Below are 25,932 nucleotides of genomic sequence, written 5' to 3' on the forward strand. Positions count from 1 at the left end.
AATATACTATTGTTTAATTTTGAAAAGAAAATGCCGTCTGAAAATATAGAAATTTTCAGACGGCATCTCAATGCCTTATTAGATTGTTGGTAAAGATTTAAGCCAAACCTTTTTTCTCCAGATAGCTTTCGTAATCGCCCAAGTAGTGTTCATATCCGCCTTTGCCATCCAATTCAATGATTTGGGTGGCCAGCGAAGATACAAACTGACGGTCGTGCGATACGAAAATCAGCGTGCCGTTGTATTTTTCCAGCGCCATGTTCAAGGATTCGATGCTTTCCATGTCCATGTGGTTGGTCGGTTCGTCCATGACCAAGACATTGGGTTTCAACAGCAACAGTTTACCGTAAAGCATACGGCCTTTTTCGCCACCGGAGAGAACCTTCACTTTTTTTACAACATCGTTGCTGCCGAAGAGTAAGCGGCCCAAAGTGCCGCGGATGACTTGTTCGTCATCGCCTTCCTGGCCCCATTGGCGCATCCATTCACTCAGGTCCATATCGACGTCGAAGTCGTTTTCATGGTCTTGCGGATAGTAGCCGACGCTGGCTTTTTCCGCCCACTTGATGGTACCTTCGTCCGGCAACAGGCCGTCTGAATATTCGGGGTTGTACGCGCCTGCCAAGAGTTTCAGCAAGGTGGATTTACCTGCGCCGTTCGGGCCGATGATGGCGAGGCGTTGGCCTGCTTCAAGGATGAAGTTCAGGTTTTTAAACAACTGGGTTTCAAAACGTTTGGCCAGTTTTTCAACTTCCACAGCCTGACGGTGCAACTTGGCTTTTTCGTCGGCTTCAAAACGGATATACGGGTTTTGACGGGTAGAAGGTTTGACTTCGACCATCTCCGATTTAATTTTGTCTGCCTGTTTCAGACGGCTGGTTGCCTGACGGGCTTTGGATTTGTTGGCGGAGAAACGGGCAACGAACTCTTGCAACTCTTGCAGTTTCTCTTTGGCTTTGGCGTTGTCTTTCAGGGCGCGCTCACGCGATTGGGCGGAAGCGAGCATATAGTCGTCGTAGTTGCCCGGATAGATAGTGATGGTGTTGTAGTCCAAATCCGCCATGTGGGTGCAGACTTCGTTCAAGAAGTGACGGTCGTGCGAAATGATGATCATGGTGGAATCGTATTGGTTCAACACGCCTTCCAACCAGCGGATGGTGTTGATGTCCAAGTTATTGGTCGGTTCGTCCAAGAGCAATACATCTGGTTTAGAGAACAGGGCTTGTGCCAGCAATACGCGCAGTTTGAAGCCCGGAGCGACTTCTGCCATGGTGGCATTGTGCAAATCTTCGGAAATGCCCACGCCGCTCAATAATTCGGCGGCGCGCGCTTCGGCGGTGTAGCCGTCGTATTCGGCGAACTTGGCTTCCAGTTCGGCGGCTTTCATGTAGTCGTCTTCGGTAGCTTCGGGATTGGCGTAAATCGCATCACGCTCGGTCATCGCCGCCCACATTTCGGTATGACCCATCATCACCACGTCCAGCACGCGCATGTCTTCGTAGGCAAACTGGTCTTGGCGCAATTTACCCAAACGCACGCCGTTTTCAATCGCAACTTCGCCGGCAGTTTGTTCCAAATCGCCGCCAAGAATTTTCATGAAGGTGGATTTGCCTGAACCGTTGGCGCCGATCAAGCCGTAACGGTTGCCTTCGCCGAATTTGACGGATACGTTTTCAAACAGCGGCTTTGCGCCGAACTGCATGGTGATGCCGTTGGTAGAAATCATTATTCGTAAAACCTTTATAAATAGAATGTTATAATCGGACGCGATTGTAGCATATTTTTGCAAAGACCTCAGGATTGAGGCCATGGCAAATGTGTCCAATACCCGATACAAGATGAAAATAGACAACGCTTCACACAAAAATGCGTTGTAGGTAGCATTTCAGGCCGTCTGAAACGGAGAAACGATATGGAGACGCACAAAATCTATTACGCCGTGATTATTTTGGTATGCGCCGCTTCCATGCTGCTCAGCCCGTTTTTCTATATCCGCCGCACGCGCTCAGGCGCTGAATTGCGGCGCGCACCCAGACAGTGGAAACCCATCCTCTTCGCCAACATCATCATGATTGCGGCTTTGTTTGTTTGGTGGAAATGGTTTTAAGGAAAAATAAAAAATGAACAAAATCTGGATCAGCACATTACTGCTCACTTTGACAACTGCGGTTTCCGCCGCGCCTATTTTTGAATGTACCGATTCTGCCGGCCGCAAAGTCTATACCCAAGCCGGCGGCAAAAACTGCAAAGCCAGCAATATCGGCAAACCGTCCGTATATACTTCTGCGCCTGTTTCAACACCGGCAACATCGATTTCCCCAAGCAAAACCGAGCAAGCGGAAGAAGCTGTCGCCCCGGTCAATCCGGCTGACGTCGGCGCAGCCAAGCGTGCTTTAGATACTGCCAAGAAAAATTTGGAAGAAGGCAAAAAAGTGCGTTATGGCAATGAACGCAACTATGCCCGCTATCTCGAACGGATCAACGGTTTGGAAAAAGCCGTCCGCTCGGCTCAGGAAAACTATGATGCGGCGCAACGCCAGCCCGCACCTCAAGATCCTGTTGCCTATTGATTACTTACCACACCAGCAAGGCCGTCTGAAATTTGATGTTCAGACGGCCTTTTCATCTTTTCAATATAACAAAATCGTCTTTATACCAAACAAAGCATTCTTTCCAGTTTTCAGACGGCCTTGTTAAAGTAAGCGTGTATTAAATTCTGACGGTTGCCATTATGTTGTTACTCAAAACACCCTCTGTATTGCCGGGTTTCAAGCTCAGTCTGGGTTTGACGGTTTTGTGCCTGTCGCTTTTGGTGGTTTTGCCGTTTGCAATGATGGCGGCCAAAGCGGCGGAAATCGGCTGGAGCGGATTTTGGAACACAATTACCGAACCCAATGTCTTGGCGGCCGTCTGGCTAAGCTTGCGGATGTCGTTTTATGCGATGTTGACCAATATCGTGTTCGGCACGTTGGTCGCCTGGGTATTGGTGCGCTATGAATTTCCGGGCAAAGGATTGGTAAACGCTTTGGTCGATTTGCCGTTTGCGCTGCCGACGGCGGTAACAGGCATTGCGTTGGCAACCCTGTATGCGCCCAATGGCTGGATAGGCCGTTTTTTCGAGCCTTTGGGTATCAAAATCGCCTTTACACCCATCGGCATCTGGATTGCGCTGATTGTCGTCAGCCTGCCCTTTATCGTCCGCGCCGTGCAGCCGGTATTGGAAGAATTGTCGGGCGAGTATGAAGAAGCGGCGGCAACTTTGGGCGCAAGCCGCTGGACTACGTTCCGCCGCGTCCTTTTGCCTGAAATCACGCCAGCCCTGTTGACCGGTGCAGGCATGATGTTTGCCCGCTCTACCGGCGAATACGGCTCGGTCATTTTTATTGCGGGCAATATTCCGATGGTGTCTGAAATCCTACCCTTGATTATTACCGGCAAACTGGAGCAATACGATGCTCAAGGCGCGTCAGCCGTTGCTCTGTTTATGCTGATGATTTCGTTTGTCATCCTGCTGATTTTAAACATTATGCAATGGACTTTAAGCCGCCGCGCCGGAGCGAGGGTTTAACAAACAACAGGCCGTCTGAAACTTCAAGCAAACATTTTTCAGACGGCCTAAACGGATACAAGAATAAATAGAGACTTCACTAACATGAAAACCCATTCCACTAATCCAAACCTGAGCGAACCGAGTTGGCTGCGCGTGTTGCTGACCGCTACCGCCTTGGGCTTTCTGCTGCTGATGCTGGTCGTACCTTTGGTTGCCGTATTCTACGAGGCTTTAAAAGGCGGTTGGGATTTGTACCTGCAATCTCTGACCGATCCCGAAGCATGGTCTGCCATCAAATTGACGCTGATTACCGCGCTGATTGTCGTTCCCGTCAATGCCGTATTGGGCGTAGCGATGGCGTGGCTGCTGACCCGTTTTGACTTCCGCGGCAAGCAGTTGCTGACTACCCTGCTCGATTTGCCGTTTTCCGTATCACCCGTGGTGGCCGGTTTGATGTTCGTCTTATTGTTCGGCGCGCACACGGCATTAGGCGGCTGGCTGGAAGCGCAAGGCATACAGATTATCTTCGCCATCCCGGGCATTATTTTGGCGACGCTGTTCGTTACCTTCCCTTTTGTCGCACGCGAAATCATCCCACTGATGCAGGCGCAGGGCGACAGTGAAGAACAAGCCGCGCTGATACTCGGCGCAAACGGCTGGCAGATGTTTTGGCGCGTTACCCTGCCCAACATCAAATGGGCGCTGCTCTACGGCATCATTCTTACCAACGCCCGCGCGATGGGCGAATTCGGCGCGGTCAGCGTGGTATCGGGGCACATTCGCGGCGAAACCAACACCATCCCGCTTTTGGTCGAAATCTTCTACAACGAATACAACTTCACCGGCGCATTCGCCCTCTCCGGCGTATTGGCACTTTTAGCCTTGGCCACCTTGCTGGTGCAAAACATCATTACCAAATTACAAGATAAAAAACTCGCCGCCGCCGAAAGGAACGCAGCATGAGCATTACTATTCAAAATCTAAACAAACACTTCGGAGCGTTCCACGCGCTGAAAAACATCAACCTCAACGTCCCCACCGGCAAACTCGTTTCCCTGCTCGGCCCTTCCGGTTGCGGCAAAACCACGCTCTTGCGCATCATCGCCGGGCTGGAAAACGCCGACGGCGGCCAAATTCTCTTTGACGGCCAAGACGTAACCGCCAAACACGTCCGCGAGCGCAAAGTCGGCTTCGTGTTCCAGCACTATGCCCTTTTCCGCCACATGAACGTGTTTGACAACGTTGCTTTCGGTTTGACCGTATTGCCCAAGTCCGAACGCCCGTCCAAAGAACAAATCCGCGCCAAAGTCGAAGAATTGCTCAAACTCGTGCAGCTCTCCCACCTCGCCAAATCCTATCCGCACCAGATCTCCGGCGGTCAACGCCAACGCATCGCCCTCGCCCGTGCCCTCGCTGTCGAACCGAAACTCCTGCTTTTGGACGAACCCTTCGGCGCGCTGGATGCCAAAGTACGCAAAGAATTACGCACTTGGCTGCGCGACATTCATCACAACTTGGGCGTAACCAGCATTTTAGTAACACATGATCAAGAAGAAGCCCTTGAAGTTTCCGACGAAATCGTCGTCATGAACCACGGCAAAATCGAACAAACTGGCAGCGCTGAAGCCATTTACCGCAAACCTGAAAACGCCTTCGTTACCGAGTTCCTCGGCGAAACCGACGCTTTTGAAGGTAGAATCGAAAAAGGCATCTGGCATTACAACGGCTTCGCGTGGAAATTGGACGCGCACTACAAATGGCAGGAGCAAACCGCTATCGGCTATATCCGCCCACACGAATGGCAGCTTGCCACCGAACACGAAACACCAATGATCCGTGCCAAAATCGAAAAAATCCACGCCGTCGGGGCATTGACGCATATTTTGGTAAAACACGACAAACAAGACGTGCATATCACGCTGGCAGGCAGCGATGCCGCGCGTTACCAAATCGCCGAAGGCAAAGAATTGAGGCTGATTCCGAAACAGGTTTATGTCTTCTCTCAAAACGAGCTGATTGAATATTCGATTTGAGACTAAATCATAAGGCCGTCTGAAAATCTGCTTTCAGACGGCCTTTTATCTTATTAAACCTGCCAATCAATCGGCTCTAAACCATGCACCTGCAAATAAGCGTTTGCCTGCGAAAAATGTTTGCAGCCGAAAAAGCCTCGATACGCCGACAAGGGCGAAGGATGCGGCGCGGTCAGCACCAAATGGCGGTTGCGGTCGATAAACGCGCCTTTCTTCTGCGCATGGCTGCCCCACAGCATAAAGACTAAATGCTCGCGTTCCTTATCCAATTGTCGGATGACTTCATCGGTAAACGCCTCCCAACCGAAGGTCGCATGGGAATGCGCCACACCGGCGCGGACAGTCAACACCGTGTTCAACAGCAACACGCCCTGTTCCGCCCAATGCTGCAAATAGCCGTGTTTCGGAATCTGAAAGCCCTCAATATCCGTCGCCAGCTCTTTATAAATATTGACCAGTGACGGCGGCACTGCAATTTCGGGTTGCACGGAAAACGCCAAACCATGCGCCTGACCCGCGCCGTGATACGGGTCTTGCCCCAAAATCACAACCTTTACACTTCCAAACTCTGTCGTCCGAAAGGTATTGAATACATCACGCTCAGGCGGATAAACGGTTATCCCCGCCTGCCTTTCATGGCGCACCTTCTCCAAAATCGTTTGAAAATACGCCTTTTCTTTTTCCGCACCAATCGCCTCGTGCCAAGTTTGCATTATTTGCCGCTCCGTATTTGAATGGGCTTATTATAAAGGATATGCCGCATAACGATATGGTTTGTTGCCGCCGGACTGAAGATTATCGACAGCAACAAGCCTAAAGCGTCATAATAGCATTCTGAATCAGGCCGTCTGAAAAACCAATACGGCTTTTCAGACGGCCTTTTTATATCGTTCGATTTTTATATGAATACACAAACCATCCAAACCTATCTTGTCGGCGGCGCCGTCCGCGACCATCTGTTAGGCCTGCCCGTCAAAGACCGCGACTGGGTAGTCGTCGGTGCAGATGCGCAAACCATGTTGGCTCAGGGCTATCAACCTGTCGGCAAGGATTTTCCTGTCTTTCTCCATCCGGACAGCCACGAAGAATACGCCCTCGCCCGTACCGAGCGCAAAACCGCCAAAGGCTATGCCGGATTCAGCTTTCATGCCGATAAAGACGTTACGCTGGAACAAGACCTGATGCGTCGCGACCTGACCATCAATGCCATGGCGCAGGATTCAGACGGCACGATCATCGACCCCTTTGGCGGACAACAAGACTTGGCGGCCGGTATCCTGCGCCACGTTTCGCCTGCCTTTGCCGAAGACCCCGTGCGGATTTTGCGTATTGCCCGTTTTTCTGCGCGTTATGGTTTTCAAATTGCCGATGAAACCATGTCGCTGATGCGGAAAATGGTAGAAAATGGCGAAGCGGATGCCTTGGTTGCCGAACGCGTCTGGCAGGAATTGGCCAAAGGTTTAATGGAGAAAAACCCGCGCAAAATGATTGAAGTTTTGCGCGAATGCGGCGCACTCAAAGTCTTGCTACCCAAGCTTGACGCCCTTTTCGGCGTACCGCAACGCGCCGACTATCATCCCGAAATCGACAGCGGTATTCATACGCTGATGGTTGTACAACGAGCCGCAGAAATGAATCTGTCCCTCGCCGAACGCTATGCCGCCTTATTGCACGACTTGGGCAAGGCAAAAACACCGGCTGATATCCTGCCGAAACACTACGGACACGACATCAACGGCGTCGAACCCATCCGCGAAGTCAATCAACGCCTTCGCGCGCCCAAACACTGCGCCGAGCTTGCCGAACTTGTCTGCCGTTGGCACATCATGCTCCATCAAGTCGGGCAGTTCAAAAGCAAAACCATTTTGAATGTTTTGAAAAAAACCGACGCATTCCGCCGCCCCGAACGTTTTCAGACGGCCTTAAACGTCTGCGTGGCCGACAAACAAGGCCGTCTGAACCTTGAAGACACCCCCTATCCGCAACGCGAACATTGGCTGGCCTTACTTGAGGCCGCCAATCAAGTAGATGCAGGCAAAATCGCCGCCGAATGCCGCGCACAAGGAAAAGCCCATTTAATTGCCGAACAAATCGATCATGCACGCTTGGCGCAAATTAGGCCGCTGCAAAAAGCGTATCAGGCTGAAAAAATAGGAGGCTATTGATGGCATCTTCGCGTTATAAAATTGAGCGCATGCCCGACGGCATTGCCGTATCTGCGCGTGTTGTACATGACTCGCAGGAAATCGGTTTTACCGCGGTATTTCTTATGTTTTCCTTTGCTCTTACATGCATTGCGCCGTTTTACCTTGAAGAGCATTATTTCACTGATCCAATAATAATTCTTATCCATATACTTTTTACTTTCTACTTAGTGGGTTCGCTTGTTTACAGCCTTCTCTGGCAACTTTTCGGACGTGAAAACATCAAGATCCGTAACCATACGCTGTCTCATGGTTATACCTTGTTCTCCATTGGGCGTTGGCGTAGTTTCCCGTTGTCAGAAATCTCCGAATGGCATTCTCGTGACCATATTCCCAAAGCTCCTATTGCACAAGGAAGGGAACAGAGGTTGCCAAACGAAAACCTATACCAAAATGGTATGAAACGAAAAATTCACAATATCCCCAATATTTTACGTATCCAAAAATGTGTACAAGGTGCATGGTCTTTCGATTATCAGGGAAAAACCATACGTATCGGCGATTTTTTTGATAGCCGCGATTTTCAGGCAGTCAATATTGAATTGAACAGATTTATCCCCACATTCGCCAAAGCCCGTCAACTTAAAGACGCCCTTTGAAACAGCCGACACGATATCCGCTATAATCCGCACCTTGACCATCTTATTTCAACAATAAAATCATGACTATCCAGACCAATTTACTTCACGAAAAAATCAGCAATGAAGATTATCAACGCCTCATTGTCAAACACAGCGAATCTTTCAGCGACAGCGAAATCTGCCTATTGAATGAGATTTTGGAAAAATTTGAATTTGATGTCGTACAGGAACAAGCATTGGCGCAAGCTGTGATGCAGCAGGTGCGCTTCGATCCAAACGACTACCATATCGACAGCGATGATGAAGACACAACCGGTATCTGTCCGCACTGCATCAATCCGCCCATGCCACCCCTGCGCGATTATTTGGTTTGGCGCGAAACACGCGGCTGAAAATTTTCCTAATCGATTTTGATAAGTTACTAACCATTCGCTATCGAATAAGGCCGTCTGAACAGGTGTCATCGTTACATTTGTTCAGACGGCCTTTTGTAAATAAATGTTCATGACTAGGATAAATCAGTATAATCTGCGCCGTTTGAATTTTCTTCGGAGCTTTTATGAACCAGCTTAAAACGGCGGTAGCAGGTGCGCAGATTTTGTTTGTCGCATTCGGTGCCATGGTGCTTGTGCCGCTTCTGACGGGACTGAACCCGGCTTTGGCATTATTAGGCGCAGGCTTGGGCACCTTGTTGTTCCAATTGGTTACCAAACGTAAAGTGCCGATTTTCCTCGGTTCTTCTTTTGCCTTTATTGCACCGATCATCTATTCAATCAAAGAATGGGGGCTGCCTTCTACCATGTTTGGCCTGTTTGCGGCAGGTTTCATGTACTTCATCTTTGCCGCACTGATTAGATGGCGCGGTCTGGATGCGGTACACAAGTTGTTGCCGCCCGTGGTTATCGGCCCGGTGATTATGGTAATCGGTTTGTCTGTTGCCTCAGAAGCCAGCAAGATGGCCATGGGTCAATCAGGCGGCAAGCAGGTCATCGACTATATCGACTCGCTGATTCTCTCCGGCTTTACCTTTGCTGTAACCGTCATTGTTTCTGTCTTCGGCAGCAAAATGATGAAGCTGATTCCGATTCTGATCGGCGTGGCTTCCGGCTATGTGTTGGCTTTAATCATGGGCTTGGTCGATACCAGCGCCATCATCAACGCTCCTTGGTTTGCCGTCCCTCATTTTGAAACGCCTCAAGTCAACTGGCAGGCTGCCTTGTTTATGTTGCCCGTCGCCATTGCCCCGGCCATCGAACACATCGGCGGCATTATGGCTATCGGTAATGTAACCGGCAAAAACTACACCAAAGACCCGGGCTTGGACAAAACCCTCGCCGGCGACGGCTTGGGCGTATGCGTGGCCGGTTTGATCGGCGGCCCTCCTGTAACCACTTACGGCGAAGTAACCGGCGCGGTGATGATTACCAAAAACAGCAACCCCGTCATCATGACTTGGGCGGCTATTTTTGCGATTTTCATGGCGTTTTTCGGTAAGTTCAACGCGTTTTTGGGTTCGATTCCTATGCCGGTTATGGGCGGCATTATGTTGCTGCTGTTCGGTACAATCGCCTCTTTGGGCATCAAAACATTGATTGATGCGAAAGTCGATTTGATGCAGCCGAAAAATCTGGTTATCGTCAGCTCCGTATTGACGACCGGTATCGGCGGCATGATTATCAAAGTAGGTACTTTGAGCTTCGCCGGTGTAGGTTTGTGCGCCGTATTGGCCATTATCCTAAACTGCGTTTTGCCCAATACAAAATCAGAAGAAGCATAAATAGCTGGTTCATAAACTCAAAGGCAGTCTGAAAATGAGGTTTCAGACTGCCTTTTTATTACGCTTTATACAATGAAAAATGCCGGAGACTTAACCATCTCCGGCATTTTTGAATAAGGTGGCGAGCCGAACCCCCGGCACTGGCTCATCAGAGTGGGCTGCTGGCTTCCGCCCCTGACCCGGTGTTCCGAATTACCATGCGGGGAGACCCGCCATAGAAGAAACGCATTATAGCGGTTTTACAGAAAAACTCAAGCGATAAAATCTGTCAGGCCGTCTGAAAACCATTTACACGACAAGATTGTAAACAATATTACCTAGTTGCAAATCATTCCCATTGAAATGTTTATTGTCTTTTCCGTTGAAAAATATCGGAAATTACACTACATTAACACTTTACGCCATCAAGAAGAAATTGCATTTTTCAGACGGCCTTTAATATAAAAACATTACATCCATCAACGGAACACGACCATGACCACGACTACTGCCCCTCAGCGTATTCGAGAAATTCCCTATAACTATACTTCTTATACCGACCGCGAAATCGTCATCCGACTGTTGGGTAACGAAGCGTGGCAAATCCTGCAAGACCTGCGCGGTCAACGCAAAACAGGACGTTCGGCACGAATGCTGTTTGAAGTATTGGGCGATATTTGGGTGGTCGCGCGCAATCCGTATCTGGTTGATGACTTACTGGAGCACCCAAAACGCCGCGCCGCGTTGGTACGCGAAATGCGCCATCGCTTAAATGAAATCCGCAAACGCCGCGACGATAATCGGCAAGTGGATGTCTTGGTTGCCGCAGCAGAAAAAGCAGTCGAGCGTTTTGATAGCAGTTTTGATGAAACCAGCCAAAAACGCCATCAGATTTTGGAACGCTTAAGCAAAATCACCAAGCCGCACAACATCATGTTTGACGGCTTGGCTCGCGTAACGCACGTTACCGATGCGACCGACTGGCGCGTGGAGTATCCATTTGTCGTCGTCAATCCTGATACCGAGGCAGAGATCGCGCCTTTAGTGCGCGCCTTAATCGAGTTGGACTTAGTTATTATCCCGCGCGGCGGCGGTACGGGTTATACCGGCGGCGCAGTACCTTTGGACGCAAACAGCGCAGTCATCAATACCGAAAAACTCGACAAGCATCGCGGCGTCGAATACGTTGAGCTGGCAGGCTTGGACGGCAGACATCCGATTATCCATTGCGGCGCAGGCGTAGTAACCCGCCGGGTAGAAGAAACCGCGCATCAGGCAGGTTTAGTGTTCGCCGTTGATCCGACTTCCGCCGATGCGTCTTGCGTGGGCGGTAATGTGGCGATGAACGCAGGCGGTAAAAAAGCCGTGCTGTGGGGTACTGCCTTGGACAACCTCGCCTACTGGAACATGGTCAATCCTCAAGGCGAATGGTTGCGTATCGAGCGCGTGCGCCACAATTTCGGCAAAATCCACGATGAAGAAACCGCCGTGTTTGACGTACATACGCTGGATTCAGACGGCCGCAATATCGTCAATACCAAACGTTTGGAAATCCCCGGCCACAAATTCCGCAAAGTCGGTTTGGGCAAAGACGTTACCGACAAATTCTTGAGCGGCCTGCCCGGCGTGCAAAAAGAAGGCACGGACGGCATCATCACCAGCGTTGCCTTTGTATTGCATAAAATGCCGAAATACACGCGCACCGTGTGTATGGAGTTTTTCGGTACGGTAGCCACCGCTACCCCGTCCATTGTTGAAATCCGCGATTTCCTACTTGCCCATGAAAGCGTACGACTGGCCGGTTTGGAGCATTTGGACTGGCGTTACGTCCGCGCTGTCGGTTATGCCACCAAAGCGGCAGGCAAAGGCCGACCGAAAATGGTCTTGTTGGCAGACGTGGTTTCAGACGACGAAGCCGCCGTAGAGGCAGCCGCCGAACACATCTGCGAACTCGCCAGCGCCCGTGACGGCGAAGGCTTTATCGCCGTATCGCCCGAAGCGCGCAAAACCTTCTGGCTCGACCGCAGCCGCACCGCCGCCATAGCCAAACACACCAACGCCTTTAAAATCAATGAAGACGTGGTAATCCCACTCGAAAGACTCGGTGAGTATTCAGACGGCATCGAACGCATCAACATTGAGCTTTCCATCCAAAACAAGCTCAAACTCTGTGCCGCCTTGGAGCAATATCTGTCCGGCAAACTCCCCATCGACAAAATGGGAACAGACCTGCCAACCGCCGAACTATTGGGCGAACGCGGCAAACACGCCCTAGCCCACGTTTCCGCCGTTAAAGCGCGTTGGGAATGGTTGCTGGATAACTTGGACGCGCCGCTTGCCGACTATAAAGCACGCTATGGCGCAGCCGTCCACGCCGCTCCCGAAGCCAAAGACAATGAAAGCTGCTTTATTGCCTTCCGCGATTTCCGCCTGCGCGTGTCTGTCAAATCAGACGTAATGAAGCCACTTTCTGAAATCTTCAGCGGCAAAACAGATACCAAAATTATCCAAGGTTTGGGAAAAATCCACTCCAAAACCGTACGCAGCCGCGTCTTCGTTGCCCTGCATATGCACGCCGGCGACGGTAACGTTCATACCAATATTCCGGTTAACTCAGACGATGCCGAAATGCTTCAGACGGCCTACCGTTCTGTAGAACGCATCATGAAAATCGCCCGTTCGCTCGGCGGCGTAATTTCCGGCGAACACGGCATCGGCATTACCAAGCTCGAATTTTTGACCGATGAAGATTTGCAACCGTTTTGGAACTACAAAAACCAAGTCGATCCCAAACACACCTTCAACCGTCACAAACTGATGAAAGGCTCGGACCTGCGCAACGCCTATACGCCGTCCTTCGAGCTTTTGGGAGCGGAATCGCTGATTATGGAAAAATCAGACCTCGGCACCATCGCTGATTCCGTCAAAGACTGTCTGCGCTGCGGCAAATGTAAACCCGTTTGCTCTACTCACGTTCCGCGTGCCAACCTGCTGTACAGTCCCCGCAACAAAATCCTCGGCGTAGGCTTGCTGACCGAAGCCTTCTTATACGAAGAACAAACCCGTCGCGGCGTTTCCATCAAACATTTTGAAGAACTGATGGACATCGGCGACCACTGCACCGTGTGCCACCGCTGCGTTAAACCTTGCCCTGTCAACATCGACTTTGGCGACGTTACCGTAGCCGTCCGTAACTACCTTGCCGATTCCGGCCACAAACGCTTTGCGCCTGCGGCTTCAATGGGCATGGCATTTTTGAACGCCACAGGCCCAAAAACCATCAAAGCTCTTCGTGCCGCCATGATACAGACCGGCTTCCCAGCGCAAAACTTTGCCTACAAAATCGGCAAACTTCTTCCGATTGGCACTAAAAAGCAAAAAGCCGAACCGAAATCCACCGTCGGTACCGCCTCAATCAAAGAACAGGTTATCCATTTCATCAACCGTCCTTTGCCCAAAAGCGTGCCCGCCAAAACACCGCGCTCCATGCTCGGCATAGAAGACGACAAAAGCATCCCCATCATCCGCAATCCCGCCGCGCCCGAAGATGCCGAAGCTGTGTTCTACTTCCCCGGCTGCGGCTCTGAGCGCTTGTTCAGCCAAATCGGGCTTGCCGTTCAAGCCATGCTTTGGCATGTCGGTGTACAAACTGTCCTGCCGCCGGGCTATATGTGTTGCGGCTATCCACAAGACGCAGGCGGCAATAAGGCTAAAGCCGAAGAAATGAGCACCAACAACCGCGTGGCTTTCCACCGTATGGCGAACACCCTCAACTACCTCGACATTAAAACTGTCGTCGTCAGTTGCGGTACCTGCTATGACCAACTGGAAAAATACCGTTTTGAGGAAATCTTCCCAGGCTGCCGTATCATCGACATCCACGAATATCTGCTTGAAAAAGGGGTGCAACTAAACGGTGTAAAAGGCCAGCAATACCTCTACCACGACCCTTGCCATACCCCGATCAAAACCATGAATGCTACCCAAATGGCCAGCAGCCTGATGGGACAGAAAGTCGTCTTAAGCGACCGCTGCTGCGGCGAGTCCGGTATGTTTGCCGTCAAACGACCAGACATTGCCACTCAGGTCAAGTTCCGCAAACAAGAGGAAATTGAGAAAAACCTCAAAGAGCTGCCGCAGGGCGAACCCGTCAAAATGCTCACCTCCTGCCCAGCCTGCCTGCAAGGCCTGAGCCGCTATGCCGACGACAACAATATGCCTGCCGACTACATCGTCATCGAAATGGCGAAACACATCCTCGGCGAAAACTGGCTGGATGAGTTTGTGAAAAAAGCCAATAACGGCGGTGTAGAAAAAGTATTGCTCTAAGGACTTAGACAAAACTTTTGGATGTAATAAAGGCCGTCTGAAAATCTTTCAGACGGCCTTTTTATTCAAAATAATCAAAATACAATAATCAAATCAAATGCCTTTACAAATAGCGATGCTACACCAGCAGTATTTAATAAAAAATAAAACCTGAAGCTTTTATCCCCCAGGTTTTATTTTCAAGTCTTATGCTTTTTCTTGCTGACGTTTTCTTTCTGCCATCATCTCATGCAATGTTTGCTTGGCAGGTTTCATCGGAACATGGTTATTGGTCCAGCTTAACTGCTTGCTTGGCGTCAATGCACGGAATTTGGTAGCAGCCCAGCCGAATGCTCGATAAGCTTTACTGCCGCTGAAAATACCGTTAAACGTACGCCATGCCATTTGTTCGCCGAAAGTATGCGATGCACCTTGACCACGGATAGGATGAGGAACGGTTTCTGTTGGCGAACGTTGTGCTTCAACACGCAGACGTTGCATTTGTTCGGTAATCGGAATGCGTACCGGACAAACTTCAACGCAGGCGCCACACATGGTACACGCAGTCGGCAGATCGCGTGTCGCATCCAAGCCTAACAAATGCGGAGAGATAATCTCGCCAATCGGGCCGGGATAAGTCGTACCGTAAGCCGCGCCACCGATACGGGTATAAACCGGACAGTGGTTCATACACGCACCGCAACGGATACATTGCAAGGTGCGGCGCATTTGATCTTCTGCATACGCTTGGCTACGGCCGTTATCAAGCAGTACCAAGTGCATTTCTTGAGGACCGTCCAACTCTTCGCTACGGCGAGGACCGGTAATCATATTGAAATAAGTAGTAATGTTCTGACCGATGGCGGAGCGTGGCAGCAGACTGTACAAAGGCGGAACATCCGACAGCTTTGCAACCACTTTTTCAATACCGGTAATGGCGATGTGCACAGGCGGTACAGTGGTACTCAAGCGGCCGTTGCCTTCGTTTTCGACCAGACACAAAGTGCCTGTTTCTGCAACGGCAAAGTTCACACCGCTCAAACCGACATCGGCAGTACTGTAAATATCGCGCAATGCTTTACGCGCAAATCCGGTCAGCTGGTCTACGTCGTCTGTTAATGGAGTACCAAGATTTTGATGGAAAAGCTCGCTAACCTGCTCTTTGGTCTTATGAATGGCAGGCATCACAATATGGGTTGGTTTCTCACCGGCCATTTGAACGATAAACTCGCCCAAGTCGCTCTCAACCGCTTTAATGCCTTGGTCTTGCAGATAATGGTTCAGCTCAATCTCTTCGCTGACCATAGATTTGCCTTTCACCATCAGCTTACCGTTTTTATCGGTAATGATGTTGTGAATGATTTGGCAGGCTTCGGCAGGTGTTTCCGCCCAGTGGACTTTAACGCCCAGCTTGGTCAGGTTTTCTTCCAGCTGTTCCAATAATGCAGGCAATTTGGACAACGAACGTTGACGGACATGCTCACACAAGTCACGCAGGCTTTGCAGCTCTTCTTCATCTGTCAAAACGGCTTTGCGCTTGGTCATCAGCATATCCATCGCTGTGCGCAAGCTTTTACGCAGAGGCTTGTCTTGCAAAGAAATCGCGGCGTTTTGCTTGAATGTTTCCGGCTTCATATGGAATTTAATGGTTTGGGAACTCATGCTTTTTCCTCCAAATCGGCAGGGGAAATGTGATCAGGCAGAACGGCCAAAGCCACCAAATCGCGCGGGCCGTGTGCACCATAGGCCAAAGTCAATTGAATATCAGCAGTCTTAGACGGGCCGGAAATCAAAATAACGTTGGTAGGCATGCCTTTTTCTACCAGTTTTTCGCCTTCAACAGCATTATGGAATTCGTTGTACATTTTGCTGGTGTCAAACAAGCAGAAATGCACAGGCGGAACCAAACTCAGGCTGCGCGGCTCGACAGGGCTGGACTCCAGCATAATCGTACCGGTACGGGCAATACCGCATTTAGAGCCGCTAAAACCAGCCTCAATATCGGTAAAGAATTCGTTTTTCCAGTCGTCAATTTTTCGCTCAAAACCACGAGGTTCAATATTGGTATCGGCCAAAGCTGCACGGGCCAGCTGACCATGTTCTGTTTCCAATGGGAGCAGAATGTTTTTCAAGCCTTTGCCTTCGGCTGCTTGACGGAATACTTGCGGCCAGTTGGATTTGGTAACCCAATAGATTTCAGTTTTGACGGCACGCATGGCAGCTGCCCAATGTTTCAAGCGTTCGACATCGTTTGCCCAAGAAACACCCATTTCACGGTAATAATCGAAAACCGGCGGTTCTTCCATCGGCAAGGCATCGGCTTTTTTCAATTTCGCTAAAATATTTTCGCGCGCGCTCATGCTTTACCTCCGGTACGTTCCAACAGGAAAGATGCAATATGTTTCGGACGTGGCATATTGGGTTCGTCTTTGGCAATTTTGCCGCCGATATTCATCATGCAGCCGCAGTCCGCGCTGATGATTTCAGTTGCGCCGGTTTCTTTCAGTGCTGCAACTTTGTCGGTTACCATCGCGCCGGAAATATCAGCTTGTTTCACAGAGAATGTACCACCAAAACCGCAGCATTCACTTTCATGGTCGTGAACGATACGTTCAACATTTTCCATGCCGTCAATCAGCTGCCAGCCTGACAAATGGACATTCATCTCGCGACGCGCAGCGCAGGAAGTATGAACAGCCACTTTAACCGGCTTGCCTTTATCTTCAGGTTTGTAACCAATCGCCAGCAGGAAGTGGGTAAATTCAATGATACGATTGGCGCAATCAATGGCTTTTTGTTCGTACTCGGTGCCTTTGAACAAAGTCGGCCAGTGGTGTTTCATCATGCCGCCGCAAGAACCAGAAGGCACGACAATCGGCCAATTTTCAGGGAATAAATCCAGTTGCGCTTTGGCAACATCAAAGGCTTCTTTAGGATGACCTGACGAATAGGCCGGTTGACCGCAGCAGCTTTGCTCCATCGGATAATGGATACGAATGCCCTGTTGTTCGAGTAAAGTGATGGCATCCATGCCTGCTTCAGGCATGAAAAGGTCGAGAACGCAAGTACCGAAGAAATAAGCATCGGTTGGCTTGCTGTCGAATACGGTGATTTGTGGTGGTTTGATTGCGCTCATTTTTTTGGAACGGGACAACCCGTTTTCTTGTGTAAAAATAAGATGGGTACTTTAAGTAATTGCTTGTAATGGGTCAAGTCTAATTTTAAAAAATAATATTAAAAAAGCATGACAAACCAGACAAACACCTTTCCCTTATTAACTTGATAATCTACATAATAACCACTATCAATAAGAAAACTGATGGGTTCATTTTTTAATAAATGAAACTCGTACATCCCCTCTCTCTTCAAAACACAATAACTGCCTCTTTATAGAATCTTGATTTACATCAGAAGTCATGAACTTAATCTCTGTGACACGTTTTTAGACGAAACAAGCAATCCGCTATGCTGTACATATGTTTCAGACGGCCATATTGGAATAAAAAGATATCTAAGATAATAAAAATAAAAGTTTTTCTCACAAACTCAGGCCGTCTGAAAGATAAGTTCGTCAAAAGGCTACTTTCCGTATACTCAACCCTACTTTTAATCAAAATCAAACACTTGAAAAACCCTTTTCCAGAGCCGCGAAAACCCTATGCACACTCAAGCACTTCCAGTATCATTGAGACAGTTTCTTGACGCAAAATTACAGTCTTAGCCGCCCACAATCGGCATGGATTTGCAAAAGAAGTGAAACCAAGCTTCAAAACAATTTCACCTTAACTTCGGAGTAGGCATTATGTTGACCCAGACTCAACAGGTTGATTTGACCTTGCATCACCTTAAAGAACGCACCCTATCGATTTATACCCCCGAACAGCGTGCAAGCATCGAGACATCTGAAGACTGGAAACAGTTTGACAGACGACTTGAGGAACACTTCCCAAAACTGATGCACGAGCTGGACAATGTTTACAACAACAACGAAGCCGTCCTCCCCATGTTGGAGCAACTGATTGCCCAAGCATGGCAAAGCTATTCACAACGCAACTCATCCTTAAAAGATATTGATATTGCGCGCGAAAACGATCCTGACTGGATTTTGTCCAACAAACAGGTTGGCGGCGTGTGCTACGTCGATTTGTTCGCAGGCGATCTGCAAGGCTTGAAAGCCAAAATCCCTTATTTCCAAGAATTGGGCCTGACCTATCTGCACCTGATGCCCCTATTTAAATGCCCTGAAGGCAAAAGCGACGGCGGCTATGCGGTCAGCAGCTACCGCGATGTCAATCCGGCACTGGGTACAATAGACGACTTGCGCGATGTCATTGCCGCCTTGCACGAAGCAGGCATTTCCGCCGTTGTCGATTTCATCTTCAACCATACTTCTAACGAACACGAATGGGCAAAAGGCTGTGCCGCCGATGATCCGCTCTACGACAACTTCTACTACATCTTCCCCGACCGCTGGATGCCCGACCAATACGACCGTACCCTGCGTGAAATCTTCCCCGACCAACACCCGGGCGGCTTCTCCCAACTGGAAGACGGACGCTGGGTATGGACGACATTCAACTCCTTCCAGTGGGACTTGAATTACAGCAATCCATGGGTATTCCGTGCCATGGCAGGCGAAATGATGTTCCTTGCCAACTTGGGCGTTGATATTCTGCGCATGGATGCTGTTGCCTTTATTTGGAAACAAATGGGCACAAGCTGCGAAAACCTGCCTCAGGCACACGCCCTGATTCGCGCGTTTAACTCTGTAATGCGTATCGCAGCGCCAGCCGTGTTCTTTAAATCCGAGGCCATTGTCCATCCTGACCAAGTTGTCCAATACATCAGCCAAGACGAATGCCAAATCGGCTACAACCCTCTGCAAATGGCACTGTTGTGGAATACCCTCGCCACGCGCGAAGTCAACCTGCTCCATCAAGCACTGACCTACCGCCACAACCTGCCCGACCACACAGCATGGGTCAACTACGTCCGCAGCCATGACGACATCGGCTGGACGTTTGCCGATGAGGACGCATCGCAATTCGGCATCCACGGCTACGACCACCGACAATTCCTCAACCGCTTCTTTGTCAACCATTTTGACGGCAGCTTCGCGCGCGGCCTCCCCTTCCAATACAACCCCAACACTGGCGACTGCCGTGTCAGCGGTACAGCCGCAGCATTGGTCGGTTTGGCGCAAAACGATCCATATGCCGTTGACCGTATCAAACTTTTGTACAGCATTGCTTTGAGTACCGGCGGCCTGCCGCTGATTTACCTAGGCGACGAAGTCGGTACGCTCAACGACGACGACTGGTCGAACGACAGCAACAAGAGTGACGACAGCCGCTGGGCACACCGTCCTCGTTATGATGAAGAGTTGTATAACCAACGCCATGACGGCTCGACCACTGCCGGTCAAATCTTCCAAGGTTTGCGCCATATGATTTCCATCCGCCAAAGCAATCCGCGCTTTAATGGCGGCAGATTGGTCACCTTCAACACCAACAACAAACACATCATCGGCTATATGCGCAACAACGCGCTTTTGGCATTCGGCAACTTCAGCGAGCATGCGCAAACCATCAGTGCACACACCCTGCAGGCCATGCCGTTTAAAGCACACGATTTAATCAGCGGTCAAACCATTTCTCTGAATCAGGATTTAGTACTGCAACCCTATCAAGTCATGTGGCTTGAAATTGCATAAGCCGAAATTTTGATACACCACTCAAGGCATAAGATGTATTTTGTATTTTGGGTAGTTTCGCTTAGAATACATGCTTTAATACCAGATGACACACTAAAAATCAGGAGTAAAAATCTATGTTGAAAAAATTCGTACTCGGCACCATCGCTGCAGTAGTTTTGGTTGCTTGCGGCGGCGAAGGCAGCAACTCAGCTTCTTCTGCACCAGCCCAATCCGGCGCGGCCTCCGGTTCTCTGATTGAGCGTATCAACAACAAAGGTACCATTACTGTCGGTACGGAAGGCACTTACGCACCCTTCACCTACCACGACAAAGACGGCAAATTGACCGGCTACGATGTCGAAGTAACCCGCGCAGTCGCCGACAAACTGGGCATCAAAGTTGAATTTAAAGAAACACAATGGGACTCCATGATGGCAGGTTTGAAAGCCGGCCGTTTTGACGTGGTTGCCAACCAAGTCGGCCTGACCAGCCCTGAGCGTCAAGCGACTTTTGACAAATCCGAGCCTTATAGCTGGAGCGGTGCCGTATTGGTTGCCCGTAAAGACAGCAACATCAAATCCATCGACGACATCAAAGGCGTGAAAACCGCACAATCCCTGACCAGCAACTATGGCGAAAAAGCCAAAGCTGCAGGCGCAGAACTCGTACCGGTAGACGGCTTGGCGCAATCGTTGACCCTGATTGAACAAAAACGTGCCGATGCAACCCTGAACGACGAATTGGCGGTATTGGATTACCTGAAGAAAAACCCGAATGCCGGCGTGAAAATCGTTTGGTCTGCACCGGCTGACGAAAAAGTCGGCTCAGGCCTGATTGTCAATAAAGGCAATGATGAGGCATTGGCCAAATTCAGCACAGCCATGAACGAACTGAAAGCCGATGGCACGCTGAAAAAACTGGGCGAACAATTCTTCGGAAAAGACATCAGTGTTAAATAATTTCCTTGCCTCTCTGCCGTTTATGACGGAAACACGCGCTGATATGCTCATCAGCGCGTTTTGGCCCATGGTTAAAGCCGGCTTCGCAGTATCTTTGCCTTTGGCGATTGCTTCTTTCGCTATCGGCATGATTATTGCCGTAGCCGTTGCTTTGGTGCGGATCATGCCCTCCGGCGGCATTTTCCAAAAATGCTTGCTGAAGCTGGTGGAATTTTATATTTCCGTCATTCGCGGTACGCCGCTTTTGGTGCAGTTGGTCATCGTATTCTACGGTTTACCTTCCGTCGGCATCTATATCGACCCGATTCCTGCCGCCATCATCGGCTTTTCGCTCAATGTCGGTGCATACGCTTCCGAAACCATACGCGCGGCAATTTTGTCCGTACCTAAAGGCCAATGGGAAGCAGGTTTCTCCATCGGTATGACCTATATGCAGACTTTCCGTCGCATTGTCGCACCGCAGGCATTCCGCGTTGCCGTACCGCCTTTGAGCAACGAGTTTATCGGCCTGTTCAAAAACACCTCGCTTGCCGCAGTGGTAACGGTAACCGAGCTTTTCCGTGTTGCCCAAGAGACAGCAAACCGTACTTATGACTTTTTGCCCGTTTATATCGAAGCCGCATTAGTTTATTGGTGTTTCTGCAAAGTGCTGTTTTTGATTCAGACGCGTTTGGAAAAACGTTTTGACCGTTATGTCGCCAAATAAGGAGTTGTCATGATTAAAATCCGCAATATCCATAAGACCTTTGGCGAAAATACCATTTTGCGCGGCATCGATTTGGATGTCGGCAAAGGACAAGTGGTGGTTATCTTAGGCCCGTCCGGCTCAGGCAAAACCACGTTTTTACGCTGTTTAAACGCTTTGGAAATGCCAGAACAAGGTCAGATCGAGTTTGACAATGCGCAGCCGTTAAGCATCGATTTTTCCAAAAAACCAAGCAAACACGATATTTTGGCACTGCGCCGCAAATCCGGCATGGTATTCCAACAATACAACCTCTTTCCGCACAAAACTGCGTTGGAAAACGTTATGGAAGGGCCGGTTGCCGTACAAGGCAAGCCTGTCGCCAAAGCGCGTGAAGAGGCTGTCAAATTGCTTAAAAAAGTCGGTTTGGGCGATAAGATCGACCTCTACCCCTACCAGCTTTCCGGCGGTCAACAGCAGCGTGTTGGTATTGCCCGAGCATTGGCGATTCAGCCTGAATTGATGCTGTTTGACGAACCGACTTCCGCGCTTGACCCTGAATTGGTGCAAGATGTTTTGGATACCATGAAGGAATTGGCACAAGAAGGCTGGACCATGGTTGTCGTTACGCATGAAATCAAATTTGCCTTGGAAGTGGCAACCACCGTTGTCGTGATGGACGGCGGCGTTATTGTGGAACAAGGCAGCCCGCAAGATTTGTTCAATCATCCCAAACATGAGCGGACACAAAAATTCCTACGCCAAATCCGTGCGGACAATGCCGATCTTCAAATTTAATTGAAACGACAGACAATTTGAAAGCATTTCCGACCGTCATTTCATAAAGGCCGTCTGAATAAGTGAAATAGAAATCGTTGATTTCGTTTTCATACTTGTTCAGACGGCCTTTTATATATCTTTTCAGGTAAAATAATGCCTTTCGTTTTACTTACCCCCTTGCCTGCCATCATGATAGAAATCAAAAAACTCACCCTGCAACGCGGTTTGAAAGTCCTGCTCGACAAAGCCGATGCCGTAATCAACCCTGGCCAACGCGTTGGTTTAATCGGTAAAAACGGTACGGGCAAATCCAGCCTGTTTGCGCTGATAAAAGGTGAAATCACACAAGATGGCGGCGAAATCCTTATTCCCAAAACATGGCGTCTGGCTTCCGTCTCTCAAGAAACGCCCGATTTAGATATTTCCGCTCTAGACTACGTTTTACAAGGCGATGCCGAATTGCAGGCTTTTCAGACGGCCTTGGCCCAAGCAGAAGCGCAAAACGACGGCATGAAGCAGGCCGAATATCACGCCAAACTCGAAGAAATCGATGCCTACACTGCTCCGGCACGCGCCGCCAAACTGCTTAACGGCTTAGGTTTTGCACAAGAAGAACATACCCACCCCGTCAAATCCTTCTCCGGTGGCTGGCGTATGCGCCTCAATCTTGCCCAAGCGCTGATTTGTCGTGCCGATTTGCTGCTTTTGGACGAACCAACCAACCACTTGGATTTAGAAACCGTACTGTGGCTGGAAAACCATCTCGCCTCCCTGCCCTGTACGCAAATCATCATCTCCCATGACCGCGACTTCTTGAATGCCACCACAACACAAACCATCGAACTGTCGCAACAAAAACTGACCCAATACGGCGGTAATTACGATTTCTACCAAGCCGAACGCGCCCAACGTCTGGCGCAACAACAAGCCGCCTACGTCAAACAGCAGGCGCAAATCAAACATCTGCAATCCTTTATCGACCGTTTCAAAGCTAAAGCCACAAAGGCCGTACAAGCCCAAAGCCGCATGAAGGCATTAGCCAAACTCGAGCGCATCGCCCCCGCACATTTGGATAGCGAATTTTCCTTTGAGTTTGCCAATCCGACCCACCTGCCCAATCCATTATTGAAACTCGACCATGCCGACTTAGGTTATGGCGACAATACCGTTTTACACGATATCACCTTGTCTTTGGAAAGCGGCGCACGTTACGGCCTGTTGGGCGTTAACGGTAGCGGTAAATCTACATTTATCAAAGCCTTGGCTGGAAAAATTGATTTACTTTCCGGCAGCATCGTCCGCTCCGAAAAGCTCAATATCGGCTATTTTGCCCAACACCAACTGGATACTTTACGTGCCGATCAAAGTCCGGTTTGGCATATCCAACAGCTTTCGCCCGAAGTCCGCGAACAGGAAATCCGTAACTTTTTAGGCGGTTTCAACTTTATTGGCGATATGGCGGTTCAAAAGACCGAGCCATTTTCCGGCGGCGAAAAAGCGCGGCTCGCCCTTGCCATGATTATCTGGCAAAAACCTAATCTGCTGCTGCTTGACGAACCGACCAACCACCTAGACTTAGACATGCGCCACGCCCTAACACTTGCCCTGCAAAGTTTCCAAGGCGCATTGATTGTCGTTTCGCACGACCGCAGCCTGCTTGAAGCGACTACCGACAGCTTCCTATTGATTGACAAAGGCCGTCTGAACAACTTCGACGGCGATTTGAACGACTACCGTCAATGGCGGTTGGCACAAGAAAACGCCGCAGCAGCCCCCGCCGCTTCTGCACAAAGCCAAAGCCGTAAGGACACCAAGCGCATAGAAGCACAAATCCGTCAGGAAAAAGCCAAACGCAGCAAACCGATTCAGCAGAAAATCGACAAAGCCGAAAAAGAAATCGCACGATTAACTGATATTCAGACGGCCTGTGAAGCATTTTTGGCACAAGAATCTGCTTATTCAGAAGAAAATAAACCCAAATTGCAAGAGACACTCGCACAATTAACAGAAACTAAAGTAAAATTAACGCAACTGGAAGAAAACTGGCTGCAATGGCAGGAAGAGCTTGAGCAAATCCAAGTGGATGTCGAAGCCGAGTTTTCCCAATAAAAATAGAGCCATCAGGCCGTCTGAAATAAAACACAATACGGAAAAACATGACTTCAACCATCAAACAAGCCGGATACTTCCTCGTATCCTCTTTCGTCTTGGGCATTTCTCTTCACGCAGCCGCCGCAGTCTACTCCTGCGGCAACGGCAGCTATACCTCCGAACCCAAATCCTCCTGCGCACAGGCCGAATTGCCTAAAATCAGCGGCCATCAAGGCAGCGGTTACCACCTCAACATCCGCAGTCTCAATGCCTCTGATGAACGCGCAAGTGCAAAGCCTAAGAAAAAGGCACGCGCGGAAAAATCCGATAAACAAGAGAAAAAAGCCGACAAACCGAGCAAAAACAAAAACCGTGCAAAAGCTAAGAAACAGCAGCCCATGCCGTCTGAACAAGAATAAAATGCTCAACTGCAACGAATCAGCCCTACCTGAATCATGAAAAAATATCTGCTTACCCTATCCCTGCTACCGCTTGCCATTTTCAACAACCAAGCCCACGCCGCAAAAATCTACACCTGTGAAGTCAACGGCTCGATTGTCTATACCTCACGCCCAAGCGGCAACTGCCAAGCCGTCAACGATTTGCCGATTGTCGGCAAATACAGCAGCAGCCGATACGACGCCCCGGTGAGTGATGCGCCTACACTCAACGCACCGACATCACAAACGGCTCCGGCAAAAAGTAAAAATACAGCGGCAAAATCCAACCATAAGGCAACGCCCAAACCTGCTCCTGTTCGTACCGCTTCTGAAACAGCTCCTCCTCCGGTTCCAAAATCCTCCGGTGTTAACAGTCGCCGTTCTATTTTGGAAACCGAGTTATCCAATGAACGCGCGGCTTTGGCCGATGCCAAAAAGCAACTGAGCCAAGCACGGACAGCCAAAGGCGGCAGCGTCAATCAACAGGCCATCAGTACGTTGCAAGGCGCGGTTTTGGATAGGGAGAAAAACATTCAAGCCCTCCAGCGCGAACTGGGCAGAATGTAAGTCCAAATCAATCAAAACATCAGGCCGTCTGAACAGGTGGAAACGAAATCCAAAATTTTCGTTACGCCAAGCAGACGGCCTGAATCCCATAATGATTACGCCCGTTTCAATTTCTTGTGCCTAGTAAATACGGTATAATTTGCCCTTTACGCACATTACCTCCGGTCTTTTCAGACGGCCTTTATCTCATGACTGCAAAATCTTCTAAAACCCAAACAAAAAAACGCGTCTCTACCAAACCGGCAGCCAAACCGACCACACGCAAATCCACTAAAGCACAAAC

At 49.7% G+C, this 25,932-nt stretch carries 22 protein-coding genes and 1 other RNA gene; 17 read left to right on the forward strand and 6 right to left on the reverse strand.

From position 1 onward, the window contains the following. Positions 1-97 precede the first annotated feature (97 nt). Positions 98-1,726, reverse strand: coding sequence for an ABC-F family ATPase (locus ACTHS4_RS01775; RefSeq protein ID WP_063069000.1), 1,629 nt, complete (start codon positions 1,724-1,726; stop codon positions 98-100). 186 nt (positions 1,727-1,912) lie between these two features. Here ACTHS4_RS01775 and ACTHS4_RS01780 point away from each other — a divergent pair, with 186 nt between their 5' ends. From ACTHS4_RS01780 to ACTHS4_RS01800, 5 genes are all read left to right on the forward strand, one after another. Beyond that, positions 1,913-2,107: a hypothetical protein gene (locus tag ACTHS4_RS01780; protein ID WP_036491242.1), complete on the forward strand. Its 195-nt coding sequence runs from the start codon at positions 1,913-1,915 to the stop codon at positions 2,105-2,107. Between the two features lie 13 nt (positions 2,108-2,120). Then, positions 2,121-2,570: a DUF4124 domain-containing protein gene (locus ACTHS4_RS01785; RefSeq protein WP_440365437.1), complete on the forward strand. Its 450-nt coding sequence runs from the start codon at positions 2,121-2,123 to the stop codon at positions 2,568-2,570. A 161-nt stretch (positions 2,571-2,731) separates the two neighbouring features. Then, on the forward strand, positions 2,732-3,568 hold the full coding sequence (cysT, locus tag ACTHS4_RS01790) for a sulfate ABC transporter permease subunit CysT (protein WP_063069002.1): 837 nt from the start codon (positions 2,732-2,734) through the stop codon (positions 3,566-3,568). A gap of 84 nt (positions 3,569-3,652) precedes the next feature. Continuing rightward, positions 3,653-4,513 (forward strand): sulfate ABC transporter permease subunit CysW, encoded by an 861-nt coding sequence (gene cysW, locus ACTHS4_RS01795; protein ID WP_070826265.1) that lies wholly within the window; start codon positions 3,653-3,655, stop codon positions 4,511-4,513. After that, entirely contained in the window at positions 4,510-5,583 is a 1,074-nt protein-coding gene (locus tag ACTHS4_RS01800; protein ID WP_070826264.1) for a sulfate/molybdate ABC transporter ATP-binding protein, read from the forward strand. Before cysW ends, ACTHS4_RS01800 begins: the two co-directional genes overlap by 4 nt. Positions 5,584-5,636: 53 nt before the next feature. On the opposite strand, the gene ung is transcribed toward ACTHS4_RS01800, so the two are convergent. Continuing rightward, positions 5,637-6,296, reverse strand: coding sequence for a uracil-DNA glycosylase (gene ung / locus ACTHS4_RS01805; protein ID WP_440365438.1), 660 nt, complete (start codon positions 6,294-6,296; stop codon positions 5,637-5,639). A gap of 204 nt (positions 6,297-6,500) precedes the next feature. On the opposite strand from ung, the gene ACTHS4_RS01810 reads away from it, so the two are divergent. From ACTHS4_RS01810 to ACTHS4_RS01825, 4 genes are all read left to right on the forward strand, one after another. Then, a complete protein-coding gene (locus ACTHS4_RS01810) occupies positions 6,501-7,748 on the forward strand; it encodes a multifunctional CCA addition/repair protein (RefSeq protein WP_070826288.1) in 1,248 nt (415 codons plus the stop codon). Next, entirely contained in the window at positions 7,748-8,386 is a 639-nt protein-coding gene (locus ACTHS4_RS01815; protein ID WP_070826262.1) for a hypothetical protein, read from the forward strand. Before ACTHS4_RS01810 ends, ACTHS4_RS01815 begins: the two co-directional genes overlap by 1 nt. A 62-nt stretch (positions 8,387-8,448) precedes the next feature. Then, positions 8,449-8,760, forward strand: a complete 312-nt coding sequence (locus ACTHS4_RS01820) for a hypothetical protein (protein ID WP_070826261.1) — start codon at positions 8,449-8,451, stop codon at positions 8,758-8,760. Positions 8,761-8,927: 167 nt separating this feature from the next. Then, positions 8,928-10,145, forward strand: a complete 1,218-nt coding sequence (locus tag ACTHS4_RS01825; RefSeq protein WP_070826260.1) for a uracil-xanthine permease family protein — start codon at positions 8,928-8,930, stop codon at positions 10,143-10,145. Positions 10,146-10,262: 117 nt separating this feature from the next. On the opposite strand, the gene ffs is transcribed toward ACTHS4_RS01825, so the two are convergent. Further along, positions 10,263-10,359: signal recognition particle sRNA small type (gene ffs / locus ACTHS4_RS01830), an RNA gene on the reverse strand. A 260-nt stretch (positions 10,360-10,619) separates the two neighbouring features. Here ffs and ACTHS4_RS01835 point away from each other — a divergent pair. After that, positions 10,620-14,453 carry a DUF3683 domain-containing protein gene (locus ACTHS4_RS01835; protein WP_440365439.1) on the forward strand — a complete coding sequence of 1,278 codons (3,834 nt, stop codon included), beginning with the start codon at positions 10,620-10,622 and terminating at the stop codon, positions 14,451-14,453. A 186-nt stretch (positions 14,454-14,639) separates the two neighbouring features. On the opposite strand, the gene ACTHS4_RS01840 is transcribed toward ACTHS4_RS01835, so the two are convergent. From ACTHS4_RS01840 to ACTHS4_RS01850, 3 genes are read right to left on the reverse strand one after another with little or no spacing between them, the layout of a single operon-like run. After that, positions 14,640-16,094: a LutB/LldF family L-lactate oxidation iron-sulfur protein gene (locus ACTHS4_RS01840; RefSeq protein WP_049333852.1), complete on the reverse strand. Its 1,455-nt coding sequence runs from the start codon at positions 16,092-16,094 to the stop codon at positions 14,640-14,642. Continuing rightward, entirely contained in the window at positions 16,091-16,792 is a 702-nt protein-coding gene (locus ACTHS4_RS01845; RefSeq protein WP_440365440.1) for a LutC/YkgG family protein, read from the reverse strand. The genes ACTHS4_RS01840 and ACTHS4_RS01845 overlap by 4 nt, the downstream gene beginning before the upstream one ends. Then, positions 16,789-17,568: a (Fe-S)-binding protein gene (locus ACTHS4_RS01850; RefSeq protein ID WP_293198526.1), complete on the reverse strand. Its 780-nt coding sequence runs from the start codon at positions 17,566-17,568 to the stop codon at positions 16,789-16,791. The genes ACTHS4_RS01845 and ACTHS4_RS01850 overlap by 4 nt, the downstream gene beginning before the upstream one ends. Before the next feature lie 666 nt (positions 17,569-18,234). Between ACTHS4_RS01850 and ACTHS4_RS01855 the strand changes: the two genes are divergently transcribed. From ACTHS4_RS01855 to ACTHS4_RS01885, 7 genes are all read left to right on the forward strand, one after another. Continuing rightward, positions 18,235-20,145: an alpha-amylase family protein gene (locus ACTHS4_RS01855; RefSeq protein WP_440365441.1), complete on the forward strand. Its 1,911-nt coding sequence runs from the start codon at positions 18,235-18,237 to the stop codon at positions 20,143-20,145. 116 nt (positions 20,146-20,261) lie between these two features. Continuing rightward, positions 20,262-21,086: an amino acid ABC transporter substrate-binding protein gene (locus ACTHS4_RS01860; RefSeq protein WP_440365442.1), complete on the forward strand. Its 825-nt coding sequence runs from the start codon at positions 20,262-20,264 to the stop codon at positions 21,084-21,086. Next, positions 21,076-21,792, forward strand: a complete 717-nt coding sequence (locus ACTHS4_RS01865; RefSeq protein ID WP_440365443.1) for an amino acid ABC transporter permease — start codon at positions 21,076-21,078, stop codon at positions 21,790-21,792. The genes ACTHS4_RS01860 and ACTHS4_RS01865 overlap by 11 nt, the downstream gene beginning before the upstream one ends. 9 nt (positions 21,793-21,801) lie before the next feature. Beyond that, complete coding sequence (locus ACTHS4_RS01870; protein ID WP_004520600.1) at positions 21,802-22,569, forward strand: amino acid ABC transporter ATP-binding protein; 768 nt, start codon at positions 21,802-21,804, stop codon at positions 22,567-22,569. Positions 22,570-22,740: 171 nt separating this feature from the next. After that, the gene (locus ACTHS4_RS01875) at positions 22,741-24,660 is read left to right on the forward strand and encodes an ATP-binding cassette domain-containing protein (protein WP_440365500.1); all 1,920 of its coding nucleotides are present in this window, start codon (positions 22,741-22,743) and stop codon (positions 24,658-24,660) included. 47 nt (positions 24,661-24,707) lie between these two features. After that, positions 24,708-25,061: a nucleolar protein gene (locus ACTHS4_RS01880; RefSeq protein WP_440365444.1), complete on the forward strand. Its 354-nt coding sequence runs from the start codon at positions 24,708-24,710 to the stop codon at positions 25,059-25,061. A 36-nt stretch (positions 25,062-25,097) separates the two neighbouring features. Next, complete coding sequence (locus tag ACTHS4_RS01885) at positions 25,098-25,649, forward strand: hypothetical protein (RefSeq protein ID WP_440365445.1); 552 nt, start codon at positions 25,098-25,100, stop codon at positions 25,647-25,649. Positions 25,650-25,932 lie beyond the last annotated feature (283 nt).

It is taken from the genome of Neisseria sp. P0014.S009 (genome assembly GCF_051958155.1).
GTDB classification, from domain to species: domain Bacteria; phylum Pseudomonadota; class Gammaproteobacteria; order Burkholderiales; family Neisseriaceae; genus Neisseria; species Neisseria flavescens_C.